The sequence below is a fragment of the Ruegeria sp. BA12 genome (assembly GCF_056539625.1).
This window is the reverse complement of the sequence record NZ_JBQFVF010000001.1, coordinates 901,063-914,687: the sequence shown is the minus strand read 5'-3', so window position 1 is coordinate 914,687 and position 13,625 is coordinate 901,063. Positions and strand designations below refer to the sequence as shown.

16 protein-coding genes and 1 other RNA gene are annotated in these 13,625 nt (G+C 56.3%); 6 read left to right on the top strand and 11 right to left on the bottom strand.

Annotated elements, in window-relative coordinates:
• Positions 1–36: 36 nt before the first annotated feature.
• The 11 genes from ACR0B0_RS04495 to ACR0B0_RS04445 all read right to left on the bottom strand — a co-directional run bounded on the left by ACR0B0_RS04495 (position 37) and on the right by ACR0B0_RS04445 (position 9,259).
• Positions 37–165: a hypothetical protein gene (locus ACR0B0_RS04495; RefSeq protein ID WP_264187062.1), complete on the bottom strand. Its 129-nt coding sequence runs from the start codon at positions 163–165 to the stop codon at positions 37–39.
• A 90-nt stretch (positions 166–255) separates the two neighbouring features.
• The gene (gene rseP / locus ACR0B0_RS04490) at positions 256–1,608 is read right to left on the bottom strand and encodes an RIP metalloprotease RseP (RefSeq protein WP_170358376.1); all 1,353 of its coding nucleotides are present in this window, start codon (positions 1,606–1,608) and stop codon (positions 256–258) included.
• A gap of 4 nt (positions 1,609–1,612) precedes the next feature.
• A complete protein-coding gene (gene dxr / locus ACR0B0_RS04485) occupies positions 1,613–2,785 on the bottom strand; it encodes a 1-deoxy-D-xylulose-5-phosphate reductoisomerase (protein ID WP_480646587.1) in 1,173 nt (390 codons plus the stop codon).
• The gene (locus tag ACR0B0_RS04480; protein ID WP_170348640.1) at positions 2,785–3,567 is read right to left on the bottom strand and encodes a phosphatidate cytidylyltransferase; all 783 of its coding nucleotides are present in this window, start codon (positions 3,565–3,567) and stop codon (positions 2,785–2,787) included. The genes dxr and ACR0B0_RS04480 overlap by 1 nt, the downstream gene beginning before the upstream one ends.
• A complete protein-coding gene (locus ACR0B0_RS04475; RefSeq protein WP_170348639.1) occupies positions 3,564–4,295 on the bottom strand; it encodes an isoprenyl transferase in 732 nt (243 codons plus the stop codon). Before ACR0B0_RS04475 ends, ACR0B0_RS04480 begins: the two co-directional genes overlap by 4 nt.
• 8 nt (positions 4,296–4,303) lie before the next feature.
• The gene (gene frr, locus ACR0B0_RS04470; protein ID WP_170348638.1) at positions 4,304–4,867 is read right to left on the bottom strand and encodes a ribosome recycling factor; all 564 of its coding nucleotides are present in this window, start codon (positions 4,865–4,867) and stop codon (positions 4,304–4,306) included.
• Positions 4,868–5,053: 186 nt separating this feature from the next.
• Positions 5,054–6,049 carry an acryloyl-CoA reductase gene (gene acuI, locus ACR0B0_RS04465; RefSeq protein WP_170348637.1) on the bottom strand — a complete coding sequence of 332 codons (996 nt, stop codon included), beginning with the start codon at positions 6,047–6,049 and terminating at the stop codon, positions 5,054–5,056.
• 99 nt (positions 6,050–6,148) lie between these two features.
• The gene (locus ACR0B0_RS04460; RefSeq protein ID WP_170348636.1) at positions 6,149–7,252 is read right to left on the bottom strand and encodes a dimethylsulfoniopropionate demethylase; all 1,104 of its coding nucleotides are present in this window, start codon (positions 7,250–7,252) and stop codon (positions 6,149–6,151) included.
• Entirely contained in the window at positions 7,253–7,759 is a 507-nt protein-coding gene (locus tag ACR0B0_RS04455) for a DinB family protein (RefSeq protein WP_170348635.1), read from the bottom strand. It abuts the gene before it with no gap.
• Positions 7,759–8,463, bottom strand: coding sequence for a DUF1326 domain-containing protein (locus ACR0B0_RS04450; protein WP_170348634.1), 705 nt, complete (start codon positions 8,461–8,463; stop codon positions 7,759–7,761). Before ACR0B0_RS04450 ends, ACR0B0_RS04455 begins: the two co-directional genes overlap by 1 nt.
• A 4-nt stretch (positions 8,464–8,467) precedes the next feature.
• On the bottom strand, positions 8,468–9,259 hold the full coding sequence (locus tag ACR0B0_RS04445; RefSeq protein WP_480646585.1) for a DUF2182 domain-containing protein: 792 nt from the start codon (positions 9,257–9,259) through the stop codon (positions 8,468–8,470).
• Positions 9,260–9,345: 86 nt separating this feature from the next.
• On the opposite strand from ACR0B0_RS04445, the gene ACR0B0_RS04440 reads away from it, so the two are divergent.
• The 6 genes from ACR0B0_RS04440 (at position 9,346) to chrA (ending at position 13,560) form a co-directional block, all read left to right on the top strand.
• The gene (locus ACR0B0_RS04440) at positions 9,346–10,077 is read left to right on the top strand and encodes a FadR/GntR family transcriptional regulator (RefSeq protein ID WP_170348632.1); all 732 of its coding nucleotides are present in this window, start codon (positions 9,346–9,348) and stop codon (positions 10,075–10,077) included.
• A 10-nt stretch (positions 10,078–10,087) separates the two neighbouring features.
• Entirely contained in the window at positions 10,088–10,450 is a 363-nt protein-coding gene (locus ACR0B0_RS04435) for a DUF4345 family protein (protein ID WP_170348631.1), read from the top strand.
• A gap of 36 nt (positions 10,451–10,486) precedes the next feature.
• Positions 10,487–10,834: a transfer-messenger RNA gene (gene ssrA / locus ACR0B0_RS04430) on the top strand.
• 100 nt (positions 10,835–10,934) lie between these two features.
• A complete protein-coding gene (locus tag ACR0B0_RS04425; RefSeq protein ID WP_170348630.1) occupies positions 10,935–11,366 on the top strand; it encodes an ester cyclase in 432 nt (143 codons plus the stop codon).
• Between the two features lie 128 nt (positions 11,367–11,494).
• Complete coding sequence (locus ACR0B0_RS04420; protein ID WP_480646583.1) at positions 11,495–12,310, top strand: chromate resistance protein ChrB domain-containing protein; 816 nt, start codon at positions 11,495–11,497, stop codon at positions 12,308–12,310.
• Positions 12,307–13,560 (top strand): chromate efflux transporter, encoded by a 1,254-nt coding sequence (gene chrA / locus ACR0B0_RS04415; RefSeq protein WP_480646581.1) that lies wholly within the window; start codon positions 12,307–12,309, stop codon positions 13,558–13,560. Before ACR0B0_RS04420 ends, chrA begins: the two co-directional genes overlap by 4 nt.
• Positions 13,561–13,625 lie beyond the last annotated feature (65 nt).

Genomic DNA, 13,625 nt, shown 5'->3' with positions numbered 1-13,625 from the left:
GCCGCCTTGTGTAGTTTCAATAACAGGTCTTAAGAATCACATAGTGATCAAATAGGCCCAACCGCCCATTGCCACGGCAGTCACACCGAAGAACAGCAATGTATCCCAGTTCAACACGAACAAGCACCCAAAGCTTTTGGCGGATTTACGCAGGGCCTTTGTCATAACTACCTCTGACACGGTTTAATTACCGGCTATTAACCTAAGCTGGAATTGAGGCGGAATTGGGGCGTTTTCTTGTGATCGATGCCACAATCAGCAGAACAGATCGTTCGTAACCGAAAAGACCATAAGTCCAAGGATCAACGATACGCCAACCCCCATAAGCACGCGCAGTACACCGTCGCTGGGTGGTTTGCCTGCAATAGCCTCATACGCATAGAATACCAGATGGCCCCCATCCAATGCCGGAATGGGAAACAGGTTCAGTAAGCCTACTGCGGTCGACAGAACGGCAATAAAGAAAATGAAATTCTGAGCACCCTGACTGGCCATAGCGCCAGAAGTTTCCGCAATGCCGATGGGACCGGAAATGTTGCAGGTGCTGATCGCCCCCGTCACCATATGCCAGACGCCCGACAAAGAGCCGTCAACGATGCGAATGGTCTGCTGCACACCGCCGGAAAGAGATGCCAGAAGGCCCGCGGGTTCCGTCGCTGGTTCCAAAGCCATTCCACCCACAATCCCGATACGCCAATGGGTCACAAAGCCACCTTCCGGCTGCGGCTCATCCGTGCGACGCGGGGCCAAGGCAAATTCAAGCTCGGCCCCGTCGCGCCAAACGTTCAGCAATAGAACCTTGCCGTCCGATCCTTCTACATGTTCTTTGAGCTGCTCAAAGGCAAAGATAGGATCGCCGTTGACGGCCGTGATAACGTCGCCCGACTTTAGATCGATATCCATGGCTGCACTGCGTGGAACGACCTGTTGGATCAGCGCCGGGAACAACCAGGGGCCGGATACATCCAGTGTCTGCCCATCGCGGATCACCGTGTAATCCAACTCCGGTTCAACAGGCAGTGCATCCGTAAAATCAGACCAGGCCCCCTGCTGATCAAAATCAGGAACGGGAAGACCCGCAATTGCGACGATTTCATCCCCGTCCTGCAATTCCTGCACCGAACCAGGCAACGAGCGCAATTCGCCGACTGTAAAAGGGTCGCGCGTAACGCCCTGAGACATAAAAATCAGGCCAAACACCACAATGGACATAGCAAAGTTGAACACCGGCCCTGCGGCAACGGTAGCTGCCCGCGCCCACAACGGCGCGCCGTGCATGGTGCGGCGCAGCTCTTCGGGGGTTTGCTCGGTGATTTCCTGCATCGCGCCTTCGTCCTTGCCGGATGCGGCGTTGGCATCCCCAAGGAATTTTACATACCCGCCGAAAGGCAAGGCTGCGATCTGCCAACGTGTTCCGCGTTTGTCGATACGGCTCCACAATACAGGGCCAAACCCGACCGAGAACACCTCGGCATGGATGCCGGACCAACGCCCGACGATATAATGGCCGTATTCATGTACCGCGACGATGACGGACAGGGCGATCACAAAGGCAACGATGGTATAAAGCAAGTTGCCGAATTGAGGGATCAGAGAGATTACGTCCAAGTTTCTATCCTGCTTTCTGCATCACGGCTTCTTCTGCCCACTTACGTGCCAGATGGTCCGTTTGCAGTACGTTATCAAGGGTTAAAGAGGCATCAAGAAGGCCGTCTGACGTCTCAAATCTGTCCAATACACTTTCAACGATCTGGGCCATCTCTGGAAAACTGACCCGGCGTGCGATGAACAGGTCCAGCGCCCGCTCTTTCGCGGCGTTGAACACCGCACCTGACAGACCGCCGCGCTGCATCACGTTACGGGCGAGGCGCAGCGCTGGATAGCGGGTCTCGTCCGGGTCCTGAAAGCGCAACTGACCAAGTTTCGCCAGGTTCAGACGTTCGACCGGTAGCTTGCGCCGATCCGGCCAGTGCAGCGCATAGCCAATTGCATGGCGCATATCCGGTGCGCCCATATGAGCCATGACCGCGCCGTCATTGAACCCAACCAGCGAATGCACGATGGATTCAGGATGCACCAACACTTCGATCTGATCAGGGGAAACACCAAAGAATTCCCGCGTTTCAATCACTTCGAGCGCTTTATTGAACATCGAAGCGCTATCTATGGTGATCCGCTGACCCATATCCCAGTTCGGATGGCTCGAGGCTTGCTCGACCGTGGCATTGACCAGATCGCTCAACGGCCAATCGCGGAACGCGCCACCGCTGGCGGTGATAATGATCCGTTCAACTGCATCCATATCCTCGCCCACCAGCGCCTGGAACACGGCAGAGTGTTCGCTGTCCACCGGCAAAAGTCGGGCATTGTGTTTTCGCGCCGTTTCCAACACCAACGGTCCGGCACAAACGAGCGTTTCCTTGTTTGCCAGGGCTAGGGTCGCACCTTGTTTCAATGCCTCAAGACCCGGTGGCAATCCGGCCGCACCGACGATGGCCGACATGACCCAATCCGCTGGCCTCGCTGCCGCTTCGGTCAGCGCAGCCTGTCCGGCCGCAGCCTCGACACCGCTGCCGGATAGTGCAGCACGCAGGTCCTCGAGCTGATCCTCATGCGCGGTCACGGCCAAATCAGCCTGCAGTCGGCGTGCATCGTCGGCCAGCTTTTCGATATTTGCACCGCCGGTCAATGCCACCACGTTATAGGCCGACGGATTCCGGTCAATCAGGTCGATTGTGTTCTGTCCGACCGATCCGGTCGCGCCGAAAATGGAAACTCTGCGCATTACATGCCCCCGGGGGAGTAAATCAAACCCGCGATCAGAACGAACAAGGCCGCCCCCATCATCCCGTCAAACCGGTCGAGAAATCCGCCATGTCCCGGGATCAGGTTCGAACTGTCCTTGACCCCAAATTTCCGTTTGGTCGCACTTTCGACGATATCTCCGGCTTGACTGGCCATCGAGGCCAAAACCGAAATCACAACAAACATGAACCCAAATCCGGCATAGATCGCAAAAACAGCCCCCACGATGGCTGCTGCGGCCCAGCCTCCGGCAGTGCCCGACCATGTTTTCTTGGGGCTGACCTTGGGCCAGAACTTAGGGCCCCCAAAGGTTTTGCCAACAAAATACCCGGCGACATCCGTCGCCACGACCACCGAAATCAGCCAAACCATCCAGCCAAAACCCATCGTCTCGCGGATAGAGATGAAGCCCAGACCAGATGCTGCAATCCAGACGGCAAATAGCGCATAAATCGTTTTCGAACGACCGACCTGCCCCGCCCCAACCAAAGCCGGAGCCACCAGAACCGGAAGCTTAAAAAGCGGAGGCACGTGATAGCTGATCAAGACGGCCACTCCGGTCAGAATGCCAAGCTGAACGCGCACGCCGACCTTGTCCGGGTCGATCATCCGCACCAGCTCCCAGGTCATCAAACCGCAGGCAATTGCGATGAATGCTTCGAACCAAAGGCCGCCCAGCCAAACCTCGACCGAACCGATGGCAATTAAAACGGCTGCGGACAGAATCCGGGCGCTTAGGTCAGACCATCGGCCGTCGCTCATACCCGCACTGCCCCAAACCGGCGCTCGCGAGAGCCAAAGTTGCGGCACAGCCGTTCCAGCTCGGCCGCTGTGAAATCCGGCCAGAGCGTGTCGATGAATTCATATTCGGAATAGGCCGATTGCCACAGCAGGAAATTCGATATCCGCGCCTCACCACTGGTCCGGATAACCAGATCGGGATCAGGAAGAACATGCGTGTCCAGATACTTGGGCAGAGTTTCTTCATCAACTTCTTCGGGGCGCAACCGTCCTTCGGCTACGTCCAGCGCAAGACGTTTGGTGGCCCGCGCAACCTCATCCCGACCGCCGTAATTCAGGGCGACCGTCAGGTGTACCAGATCGTTGTTCTTGGTTTCTTCTTCCAGCGCGTCCATCAAGGCAATCAGCTTGGCGTCCAATCGAACGCGATCCCCAATGAACCGAACCCGGATACCATTTTCCTTCAGAGTCCGGGTTTCTTTGATGATGTAGCGCCGAAATAGGCTCATCAGCCCGGCAACCTCAGCCTGCGTGCGTTTCCAATTCTCAGTCGAAAAGGCAAAAACCGTCAGGTATTTGATTCCAAGTTCCGGGCAGGCCTCAACCACCTCTCGCACGCGCCGCGCCCCGGCGTGGTGTCCGAACAGTCTTGGCCGACCACGCGCCTGCGCCCAGCGACCATTTCCGTCCATGATAATAGCGACATGGCGCGGCCCAAGCGCGGGCGAAGTATCAGGGGTGTTGAGCATTCCCTGTCTCAGACCTGCATGATCTCGGCCTGCTTGGTCTCAAGCGCGGCGTCTACAGATTTGATCATCTCATCGGTCAGGTCCTGAACCTCGGATTCCCAGAATTTCTGATCATCCTCGGACATACCGTCCGCTTTGGCTTTTTTGACTTGATCCATCCCGTCGCGGCGCACATTCCGGATCGAGACACGGGCGTGTTCAGCATATTGCCCGGCAACTTTGCCCAATTCGCGGCGGCGTTCTTCGTTCAGTTCCGGGATCGGCAGCATGATGATCGTACCGTTCAGCTGTGGATTGATCCCCAGCCCGCTTTCGCGGATCGCCTTTTCAACCTTGCCCACCAGACCCTTGTCCCAGACGTTGACGGTCACCATGCGCGGTTCGGGTACATTCACCGTCCCAACCTGATTGATCGGAGTCATCGAGCCATAGGCATCCACCATCACCGGCTCAAGCATCGAGGCCGACGCCCGCCCGGTCCGAAGCGAGGCGAATTCGGTTCTGAGGTTGGCCATGGCGCCTTCCATGCGCCGTTTCAGATCATCGGTATCCAGTTCGAAATCGTCAGACATGCTGCTCACTCCCCGTATTCAGGTGCTGTTTGCATGGCTTCTAAGCCATCGCAATTGGGATGTATAGCAATGATGCTGTGGAAATGCGCCATTGACCAGAGGTGTCTTAAGCATTTTTTCGGTTGATTAAATAGCAAACAGACCAGCCGACATCCTAGTCGGCGGGTCTGAAGGAAGCTTTTCCGATCAGGCGTTTACGTCAACGACGACGCGGCCTTTGACCTGACCTTTCAGAATATCGGCTCCCAGTTGCGGCAGATCGTTAAGGGTTGCTGGCTGAACCATTGCCTCAAGCTTATCCATCGGCAGATCGGTGGCGATACGTTGCCACGCCCGGACGCGATTTTCATAAGGCTGCATTACGCTGTCGATGCCCAGCAGATTTACGCCGCGCAGAAGGAATGGAATGACCGTCGCAGGCAAAGCAGCACCACCCGCCAACCCCACAGCCGCGACCGAGGCGCCGTATTTCATCTGCCCCAGGACGCGCGCCAGCATCTCTCCTCCGACCGCATCAACGCAGCCAGCCCAGCTTTCGCTTTCCAGAGGCCGCTTGGTGGTTTCGTTCAGCTCTTCCCGCGGGACGATTGTGCTTGCCCCTAGAGATTTCAAGTAATCCCCCGCCTCGGGTCGACCGGTAACAGCCGCCACTTCGTAGCCAAGATTGGACAGAATGGCCGTGGCCACAGATCCGACCCCACCTGCGGCCCCGGTTACCAAAACCGGCCCGTGATCGGGTGTCATTCCGTGATCCTCAAGCGCCATCACAGCCAGCATCGCAGTAAATCCGGCCGTGCCTACAGCCATTGCCTGGCGCGCATCCAAGCCATCGGGCAAGGGCACCAACCAATCGGCCAGCGCATTGGCTTTCTGGGAATACCCGCCCCAATGCGCCTCACCCACGCGCCAGCCGGTTAAAACTACCTTGTCACCGGGCTTATAGCGGTCATCTGATGACGCTTCGACGGTCCCGGCATAGTCAATGCCCGGTACATGTGGGTAGTTGCGCACCAGCCCGCCACCCTTTGGCGACGTACACAAACCATCCTTGTAATTCACCGTCGAATACTCGACCGCCACGGTCACGTCACCATTTGGCAAATCATCCAGAGACAACTGCTTGACCGAGGGGCTGGCCAAGCCGCTCTCTTCATCCTTTTCCATCACCAATGCGTTGAACATCCGATTTCCTTTCGTTTTCCTAGCGCCAGGCCGTTCTACGCCTGGCTGAATGAGTTCGGGTGCGCCGTGTAGCGACGAGGGCGACGCCCAAACCCTCCCTTAGATCCAGAAACGCTCCTGCACTGTGGCGCGGCGCATGCCGTCTGGTGTTTCAACCTCGACAATCGTTCCTGCTTCCCAGTGGCTTAATCGCAGCATGCCGATTGAGACATTCGTCCCGAAATCCGGGGACCACGCGGCTGAGGTCACCTGCCCCACACGCCTTCCACCTGCGAACACAGACCACGGTCGGTCGCAGGGCGGTACTGCGTCGCCCTCAATCGCAATTGGACGAATCTGCTGTACCGGGCCTTCCTTAGCCACACGCAACAATGCATCCCGACCGATACACCCAATCGCGGTGTGAGTATTACAGAACTTGCCCAAACCACATTCGTGCGGCGTGTTGTCGTCGGTCATGTCATTGCCATAAGACAGCAAACCACCTTCGATCCGCTCGATCAGGTTGGGACAGCCTGCCCGTACCTGTAGGTCCTCACCCGCCGCAAAAAGGGCGTTCCACAATGGCATGCCTATCTCAGTGCCTTCGAGATAGATCTCGAACCCACCCTGTTTCGAATAACCCGACCGAGCCACGGCCAGGTCACGCCCTTCGAATTCGAACATATCGAATTTGAAAAACCGGATATCCCGCACGCGATCCCCGAATACGCGCACCATCAGGTCATCCGCCTTGGGCCCTTGAACCGCCAAGGGCGACACGTCGGGTTCATCCACCAGAACATCCAGCCGATAACCGTTGGCGACCCCTTTGACCCAAAAAAGCAGGTCACTGTCAGCAATGGAAATCCACCAACGATCATCGGACAACTTCACCGCCACAGGATCGTTCAGCATCCCACCGGTTTCATCGACGATGGGCACGTAAAAGCACTGCCCCGGCAGCATCCCCCGAAGATCACGCGGCGTCAGCATTTGCATCAATTTGCCCGCATCCGGGCCGCGCAGCTCAACCTGCCGTTCACAGGAAACATCCCAGACCTGAACGTGGGATTTCAAATGCCTGTAATCTGCCTCGACGCTTTCGAAAACTGTGGGCAATAACATGCGGTTATAGACCGTGTATGCTTTAACTCCCGCAGCCTCGACACCGTCTGAGAAGGGCGTGCGCCGCAACCGGCGGGATAAGGAAATTTGCGGCATTCAAACCTCCTTTGGCATAAACACCAAATCGCTAACAGGAGCGGCTGATCCGGTCTCGGTCAGCATTTGGTGCAATTGCCCGCGATGATGGGTCTGATGGTTGAACATATGTATGACGCATTGCGCGTAAGGCAATGTAAAGTCATCTTTTTTTGCCGCCGAGAGCCACGTGAATTCACCAGTCAGAAGGTCCTCTTCAAGCGATCCAGCCCAATTGGAGATGCGGGCGTCGACTGTTTTGCACAGCGGCAACCACTCGGCCAGATCAGCGCACAAAGACACACTTTCCGGGATGCCGCCACCTGGACCATCGCCCTGATCAAAACGCGAAATCCAAATCCAGTTACCCCACAAAAGATGGTTAGCAGTCCCCATGATCGAGCCAAAAAAAGCGCCGCGATCTTTCGCTAACTCCTCGGGCGTCAGGTCTTGAAGAAAAGCGGACAACTGGCTGTTCTGCCATTGATTATACCGCGCCATTTCCTGTGCATAGGCCCCGGTGATCATTATTTTGGTCCATGCCAGTCAATCGGGCAAATCTCGGCCGATTTACCGCCGAAATCCCAGACGCGGCCGTAATCACGCACCTTGGATTTGGTTCCACGCGCTACGATGATATCCGGTCCCATCCAGTATTTCGAGTTCGAAACCATCACCGGATGCTCGGGGTCTTTACCCGCCAACATCTCAATCTCGCCCTGAATCTTGCGACCGATTACGATACGGCGCTTGTTGCCATCGCGTTCGATCTGGACAGGGGCCCGCTCGGCCCCGATGATCTCGCTGACCAGCATGGTGAACAGACCAGTTGTACCGCCCGCCTGCCCGCTGAAGATTTGCAGCAGACCGTTATAGGCCTTGCCGCTAGCGCGTTCATCGACATAGGCCGCGACTTTCCACTGGCCCTCGCCCATGCGACCGGGAATATCGACCAGTAGACCAACGTTCAAACCCGACAGGTCCTCGCCCTCGTAATGGCCTTCATCGATGATGACCCCCATCCACGCGTGGCAATGCCCTTCGGTCGGAGGATGCGCCCCCAGTGATACAACGCAAGGGCAAAACACATCGCACGAGCAGTTGAGGATCAACTCTCCCTTGATGACCCAATCAGTCGGACTCATCTCACGCCGCTTGGGATTTGGCATACGACTGTCGATACGTTGGCTGATAGGCAACCTGTCGGCTTCAGGTTTTCTGTTCTTAGCCATATACTTATCCTCCGAAAATAAAGGGATAGATCAACAGGAGAATTCCCCCTGCAACTAGAGCAAACCCCATTGGTCGCGTCACTGCGTGACCGATCTGAGGCAATTTTTCCAAAACCATGAACAGAGTCGCCAACCCCATCCAAAGCAAGCTCATGACGCCTCCAACGAAACCCAGCGCCATAAAGCCCCAACAACATCCGACGCAAAAAGCACCCAGCCCCAGGCCCATGCGCAACCCGCCTGTGAAACCGGTTTTCCAATGAACTAGAAAATAGGTCACGGGCGCGTGGCAAACTCCGTGGCAGACCTCTTTCGCGCGGGTGAACTGAAAAGCGCCAACTGCGATCATCAAACCACCGGCCACAAAGCTGGATTTGGCGATGCCCAGCATGTCGACAACGCCACCGAACAGTAAAACCAGCTGAACCCCCGTGATCAGCGCCGCGAACCCGACCCAGACGATGAAATACCCCGCCAGAACGCCCAGCCAACCAGCTCGTGTGCCATTTGCGCTGTGGATCAGGTCATCATAGCTGCGCAAGGTCGGCACAAGGGTCGGCAACATCATTGCGGCCATCATGATGGCCCACATCCAGAACAGCGGGCTAAATTCAGACATCGGCATGTACATATCCATGCGCGGATCCATGGCGGCCATCGCTTGCCCCATTGGGCCGGGGCGCCCGATCCAATCCAAATCCATTCCGCGGCTCATGGTGAACATCATCCACCAGGCCCACAGAATCAGGCTGTAAAACCCAAGCCACAAACCGCTGCGTAGAACTGCGCGACTCATGCGTCCCTCCCGACTCAGTCCTTGCAATTCAAATGTCAGACTTTTAAATGTCAGACAAATAAAATCTTACCAACGGTCCCCGGAATATGAAAATCGACCCACGAAAACCCGCCGATTTGTCTGCGCAAATCGCGCAGGCCATCCGTGATGCCATCATCTCGGGTGAATTGATCGTGGATGAGCGTTTGCCGTCCGAGGCAGAGCTGTCCGATCAGTTTCAGGTCTCACGCCCCACGGTGCGCGAGGCATTGAAACGTCTAGCCGCGCAATCCTTGATCCGAACGCAGCGGGGCGCCAGCGGGGGGGCTTTTGTTAATCGGATCAGCTTTGAGGACGCGTATTCGCAGCAAATCACGACCTCAACACTGTTGTTGTCGATGAATGCGGTCAGCTTTGATACTGCCTGCGAGGCCCGATTTTCGTTGGAACGCGCCTGCGCGCCCTTGTCTGCGCAACGCCGTACTTCGGATCAACTGGCCACCATGCGGGCCGAGATTTTCCGTCAGGCACAGCCTGGGCTTTCGGATGAGGCCTTTTGCGCTTCAGACGTCACATTCCATCGGGCCTTGGTAGATGGTGCCGACAACCCGGTGCTCTCTTACCAGTTGGCCGGCGCTGTCGAGGCCATGCAGCCCTTGATGAACATGATCACCTTCACCGCCCGATCGCGTGAACAAATCATCTCCTTGCACAATCAGATTGCCGATGCGCTGGAAGAAAGGGATGCGGCAAAGGTAGATGCAAAACTAGTTGAGCTAGAAGAATACACCCGTAAGCTGGCCCAGGATGTCGCCCAGCAACATCGTAAACCTGCTTGATGAGGGACAGATGACAACAGCTCTGAACGTAATTGCCGCCCTCTTGACCATAGGTTTTGGCCTCTTCGGTTTTCTGGCGCCCGCGTTCACTGCGGCCTCATTGGATTTGACACCAACCGACAGCAACATGGGTCTTAGCGAGATGCGTGCATCAGTCGGTGGGCTATTTGTCGTAACCGGCGCGGTGGTGCTGTGGCTGAACAATCCCATGGCCTATGCCATGTTGGGCGTTGTTTATGCGGGCGCGGCGCTTGGGAGGTTTGTCTCGGTCATTTTTGACAATCCGCCACTCATCAAAGCCATGACATTCGGAGGAATCGAATTGGCCCTGGCGCTGTGGTTGATCTTGGCGAACATCAACAGGGCTGCGTAAGCATCTGTTTTTAAAGCAATCGTAGATTGGAATTCCTGGTTTGCATCCACGCGCGCGCTCACCTATATAGGATATGTCTTTCGAGACTATGGACATAAACGCGCTCGTAATAAGCGGATCGGACCCGGGGGCGGTACCCGGCGGCTCCACCAACCATCCTTCGTTTGAGGATTTTGGGGCCGAAATAGGATCGACGAACGTCTAAAGGGGTTAGCTTTGTCTCGGCTGTCTGCCACCGTTACCGGCGAAAATAGTACAATTGCAAACGACAATCGTGCTCCGGTTGCAGTTGCTGCGTAAGCAGTAACAAGACCGAAACTTAAGTCCTTGCGCCTAGCCGCGTAAGGCGGGGTTCGCAGGTACCTGGCAACAGAAACCTGCATTTTCTCCCTAATGTCTGCGGTTTATCTCTGATCTTGTTCACGTTCAGAGTTTATTCACCCTTTGGTCTCATGCTGACCCCGACAGAAAAAGGAGAGTCGGGATGTCCCATACAGATGTCGTCAAAGGATGGTATTCCGAGGTTTGGGAAAATGGGAACCTTGATGCGATAGATCAGTACTTTAGCGCTGATACGATGGCCGAAGGGTTGATCCCCGAAATGCAAGTCGGCGCGGATGATTTCCGCGATCTGGTCATGGCATTTCGTCACGTTCTTGGGGACATCAAGGTTGAAATTCCAAAGATCGTCGAAGATGGGGACTGGGTTTCTGCCATTTTGCATGTCAGCACGACGCGGGCCGACAATGGCGCTCCACTAAAGGCCACGGGCAGTGTGTTCGCGCGGGTCAAGGACGGTCGCATGGTCGAGGCTTATAACCAATTCGACTTCATCTCTTTGTTCGAACAACTCGGGCAGTTTCCGCAAGACACTTTGCCTGTCTGCATGACAGGTCAAAGGCTAGATTGGGCGTAACACGGTTCAGGCAATCTTGACCCCTTTGGCGCTTAGCCGTAAGCAAAGATCATGGGGTAAGATTGCGAACGCCCCGTGAGGCGCCAGCCCAAGTTTCGCATGTATCCGCCCAAAACAGGAGACATGCTATGCCTGCGCCCAATTCAATTACACCTAAACAGCTGATGCGCCTAATCGGAACGCCACAGGCTCCGGTTTTGGTCGACATATGTCTCGATGAGGATTTCACAGCTGACCCCTATCTGATCCCCGGCTCATTGCGTCATTCCGCCAAAGATATCGACGGGATCGCCGAAAAGATTGGCGACCGTGCGGCTGTCATCATTTGCCAAAAGGGCAAAAAGCTTAGCCAAGGGGTTGTCTCTTGGCTGCGCAGCAAAGGTTGTGTGGCGGAATACCTGGAAGGTGGTATGTTTGGCTGGCGGGAAATGCCCGACGCGCCGCGGGTTCCAGCCTCGGCCGTACCATGGCACGAGGGAGGTCGATCCGTCTGGGTCACGCGTCACCGGCCCAAAATCGATCGGATCGCATGCCCCTGGCTGATCCGCCGCTTTGTCGACCCGGACGCGCAGTTTCTATTCGTGGCACCGTCCGAGGTGCAAGCCACCGCCGAGGCCTTTGACGCAACGCCGTTCGATATAGAGGATACGTTTTGGTCCCACAGACAGGATCGCTGCACATTTGACACCATGCTGGACGAATTTCAGCTGCGCATGCCGGCGCTTGACCGATTAGCCACGGTCGTTCGGGCCGCCGACACCAATCGCCATGATCTCGCCCCCGAAGCCGCCGGGCTATTGGCAATCTCTGTCGGCTTGTCACGCCAGTACCGCGACGATCACCAAAACCTCGAGGCAGGGCTGCACTTGTATGACGCACTGTACCGCTGGGCGCGGGACGGGTTTGACGAGGGGCACGACTGGCCAACGGATCGCAAATCATGACGCCATCCCTTTCAGACCTTGTCCGGGTGTTTGGCCGCATCGGGTTGCTGTCGTTCGGAGGGCCTGCCGCGCAAATCTCACTGATGCACCAGGAACTGGTCGAGAGACGCCCGTGGCTGGACGAACAGGCTTATCTGCGCGCCTTGTCCCTGTGCATGCTTCTGCCCGGCCCCGAGGCCATGCAACTGGCCACTTATGCCGGTTGGCGTCTGCGTGGTGTGACCGGCGGGTTGATCGCAGGTGCCCTTTTCGTACTACCGGGTGCGTTTGTCATCGCCATTCTCGTGGGGCTTTATGCTGCGTTTGGCGACCTGCCAGTGGTGCAGGCTGGTTTTTTGGGTGTGAAAGCGACTGTGATTGTCATCGTTCTTCAGGCCCTTAGGAGCCTGTCGCGCAAAGCGCTGACCGATACGCAACACCGTGCGATCGCTGGGTTGGGTTTTCTTGCGATTTTCGCGCTGAACCTTCCCTTTCCGCTGATCATTCTGGCGGCAGCTATCTGGGGCTATGTCACGTTTAACGGCGAGGTCACCACCGCAGATGCACCCCCTGCCCCAAATGTCAAAGGAATGCTCGGCACCGCCGCAATTTGGCTGGTTCTGTGGCTGGGGCCACTGTTGGCATTGACCTTGGCGGGACAAAAACTGTTGAGCGATCTGGGCTGGTTTTTTGCTCGCCTTGCCGTTGTCACGTTTGGCGGGGCCTATGCCGTTCTGGCCTATATGACCCAGACCGTGGTTGAAAAATATCAATGGGTCAGCACAGATCAGATGATCGACGCGCTGGGTCTGGCCGAAACGACTCCGGGGCCGTTGATTCTGGTGACACAGTTTGTCGCCATGTTGACCGGTCAAATCAACGGCGGGGCGCCGTTTGCGATTGCGGCTGGAGTGGTTGCCCTTTGGGCCACATTTGTACCGTGTTTTCTGTGGATTTTTTTGGCCGCCCCCTATCTGGACCAATTGGCGACCCGTCCAAGGTTGTCCGCCGCGCTGCATGGGATTACTGCCGCTGTGGTAGGTGTGATTCTTAACCTGTCAGTATGGTTCAGCCTGAACGTTCTGTTTCAGACTATTCCCCAACAGTCATGGGGTCCGGTGACCATCCCCAGGCCCGATCCAGCCAGCCTGGATCCTGCCGCTCTGATCCTGACACTATTGGCTGGGCTATTGATTTTTAAGTTTAAATTTGGGATGGCAACAACTCTGGCCATCATGGCCATGATTGGAACGGGAATTCACTTCCTTTGAACAATCCTCGCATACCCGGTCTTTCGTTTCCGTCGAAATCCCCTATGCTGAGAGTAACCACTTTT

Excerpts from the sequence above, each read along its gene's own strand:
- ACR0B0_RS04475 (WP_170348639.1), bottom strand. The coding sequence starts at position 4,295 with ATGCTCAACACCCCTGATACTTCGCCCGCGCTTGGGCCGCGCCATGTC.
- ACR0B0_RS04445 (WP_480646585.1), bottom strand. The coding sequence starts at position 9,259 with ATGAGTCGCGCAGTTCTACGCAGCGGTTTGTGGCTTGGGTTTTACAGC.
- chrA (WP_480646581.1), top strand. The coding sequence starts at position 12,307 with ATGACGCCATCCCTTTCAGACCTTGTCCGGGTGTTTGGCCGCATCGGG.
- ACR0B0_RS04450 (WP_170348634.1), bottom strand. The coding sequence starts at position 8,463 with ATGGCTAAGAACAGAAAACCTGAAGCCGACAGGTTGCCTATCAGCCAA.
- ACR0B0_RS04480 (WP_170348640.1), bottom strand. The coding sequence starts at position 3,567 with ATGAGCGACGGCCGATGGTCTGACCTAAGCGCCCGGATTCTGTCCGCA.
- ACR0B0_RS04440 (WP_170348632.1), top strand. The coding sequence starts at position 9,346 with ATGAAAATCGACCCACGAAAACCCGCCGATTTGTCTGCGCAAATCGCG.
- ACR0B0_RS04420 (WP_480646583.1), top strand. The coding sequence starts at position 11,495 with ATGCCTGCGCCCAATTCAATTACACCTAAACAGCTGATGCGCCTAATC.
- ACR0B0_RS04460 (WP_170348636.1), bottom strand. The coding sequence starts at position 7,252 with ATGCCGCAAATTTCCTTATCCCGCCGGTTGCGGCGCACGCCCTTCTCA.
- acuI (WP_170348637.1), bottom strand. The coding sequence starts at position 6,049 with ATGTTCAACGCATTGGTGATGGAAAAGGATGAAGAGAGCGGCTTGGCC.
- frr (WP_170348638.1), bottom strand. The coding sequence starts at position 4,867 with ATGTCTGACGATTTCGAACTGGATACCGATGATCTGAAACGGCGCATG.
- ACR0B0_RS04455 (WP_170348635.1), bottom strand. The coding sequence starts at position 7,759 with ATGATCACCGGGGCCTATGCACAGGAAATGGCGCGGTATAATCAATGG.
- ACR0B0_RS04435 (WP_170348631.1), top strand. The coding sequence starts at position 10,088 with ATGACAACAGCTCTGAACGTAATTGCCGCCCTCTTGACCATAGGTTTT.
- ACR0B0_RS04425 (WP_170348630.1), top strand. The coding sequence starts at position 10,935 with ATGTCCCATACAGATGTCGTCAAAGGATGGTATTCCGAGGTTTGGGAA.
- ACR0B0_RS04495 (WP_264187062.1), bottom strand. The coding sequence starts at position 165 with ATGACAAAGGCCCTGCGTAAATCCGCCAAAAGCTTTGGGTGCTTGTTC.
- dxr (WP_480646587.1), bottom strand. The coding sequence starts at position 2,785 with ATGCGCAGAGTTTCCATTTTCGGCGCGACCGGATCGGTCGGACAGAAC.